The following is a 1542-nucleotide window of genomic DNA, read 5'->3' as shown; positions in this document are numbered from 1 at the left end:
TCTACCTCTACCTCGCCGCCGCGTTCGTCACCGTCCGTGCACTCATCCGGGAAGCCCGCACCCGCTACCGATGGGACACACGACCCACCACTCGACGCCTGAAATGACCCCTATCCTCGGTCGCTCTAAGAGCGGGCCGAAGCCAAGGCCGCGACGGTCGCGTTGGTGAGCACATCGAGATAGCGGTCGTCGACGGGTCCTCCGGTCAGTGCGAGCCGGAATACCAACGGGGAGATCAGCAAGTCGATGCAGGTTTCGACGTCGATGTCGGGCGGGACCTCGCCCCGGCGTCCGGCGCGCTCCAGCAGTTTGCGGACCGCGTCGCGGCGGGGCACGGCGGCGATGTCGCGCAGTTCCGCGGCCAGGGTTTCGTCGCGGGCGCTCTCGGCGAGCATGTCCAGGGCGACCTGGACGACCGACGGCTTGCGGGCCTGCGCCACGGTGAAGTCCAGGAACGAGCGGACGTCGCCGGCCAGGCTCCCGGTGTCGACGGCCTCGGGGAGGGTGCGGCGGATGGCGTCGGCCACCAGGTCGATCACCATGGCCCGCTTCGACGGCCAGCGGCGGTAGAGCGCTGCCTTGCCGACGCCGGCCGCGCGGGCCACGGCCTCCATCGACATCCGGGCGTATCCCTGGCCGGCCAGCTCCGCGAACATCGCGTCCGAGATGGACGAGGTGACCGCCGGTTGAAGGACGGCGGCGCCGGCCAGGGCCCGCTTGGCGGGTGCTTTCTCCGTCGACATGGCCGGCAGTTTACATCATGACGGAACAGTAGCGTTCCATCGTTGAGGGGCCGTCACACGGTTTCCCGAACCTCAGTGACCGTGGGGGCCGAGGTGTCTGCGCTGCCGACCGCGCTGCCGACCGCCCCGCCGTCGGCTGCCGGCGCGAAGCGGGGGAGCCGGGCCGGGTTGATGTTGGCGAGTTCGTCGAAGGTGGCTCGTTCGTAGGACTTGGCCCAGGCGAGGTCCGCATCGGACAACTGGCCGTCGGCCAGGCCGGCGATCAGCCGCTCGCCGTATTCGGTGTGGTCGTGCGAGGTCAGGATGAGGAGTTCCGGGAGTTCCCGGCGCAGCCACTGGATGCGGCGGATCGAGTCGACGTACTGGGACTCGCCGCCGGTCTGGATGGCGCGGACCTGGTCGACGGCGAGGTGCCCGATGGTGTACATGGCGTCGCCGGTCAGCAGGAATCGGCGGTCGACCAGCACGCTGGTGCTTCCGGGGCTGTGCCCGGGAGTGGGCAGGGCGATGACGCTGCCGTCGCCGAACACGTCCGCGGAACCGGAGAACCCGCCGATCGGCGGACCGGTGAATTCCAGTCCGCGCCAGTCGTCGATCGCCGCGATGGAGGGCGGGTAGGCGAGCGGCACGAGGCCGAACACCTTGTCCTCGCGCGCGGCGTACTCGGCCGCGCTTAGGGCCCACGCAGAAACAACTTCCCTCAGTTCGGGTGTGTCGTGTCGGTGCGCGGTGTCGTGAGGACTGTGTAGTTCCAGTCGGGATGGAAGACATGGCGGTTGAGCAGGGTTTTCTCGAAGGT

General features: G+C 69.1%; 2 protein-coding genes and 1 pseudogene. 1 reads left to right on the top strand and 2 read right to left on the bottom strand.

The window, feature by feature from the left end; genetic code table 11:
• Window positions 1-107 (top strand): annotated as a pseudogene (locus tag GWK61_RS54490) (IS5/IS1182 family transposase); the annotation flags it as partial.
• 18 nt (window positions 108-125) lie between these two features.
• Here the strand turns inward: GWK61_RS54490 and GWK61_RS54485 are convergent.
• Both GWK61_RS54485 and GWK61_RS54480 read right to left on the bottom strand, forming a co-directional pair.
• Complete coding sequence (locus tag GWK61_RS54485; RefSeq protein WP_194922275.1) at window positions 126-743, bottom strand: TetR/AcrR family transcriptional regulator; 618 nt, start codon at window positions 741-743, stop codon at window positions 126-128.
• Between the two features lie 53 nt (window positions 744-796).
• Window positions 797-1372: an MBL fold metallo-hydrolase gene (locus tag GWK61_RS54480; RefSeq protein ID WP_194922274.1), complete on the bottom strand. Its 576-nt coding sequence runs from the start codon at window positions 1370-1372 to the stop codon at window positions 797-799.
• Window positions 1373-1542: the final 170 nt, after the last annotated feature.

Origin of the sequence: Catenulispora rubra (assembly GCF_015356825.1) — a bacterium.
Lineage (GTDB): Bacteria > Actinomycetota > Actinomycetes > Streptomycetales > Catenulisporaceae > Catenulispora > Catenulispora rubra.
This window is presented reverse-complemented; position numbering and strand designations above follow the sequence as displayed.

Coding starts and splice junctions, on each gene's coding strand:
- GWK61_RS54485 (WP_194922275.1), bottom strand. CDS start 743: ATGTCGACGGAGAAAGCACCCGCCAAGCGGGCCCTGGCCGGCGCCGCC.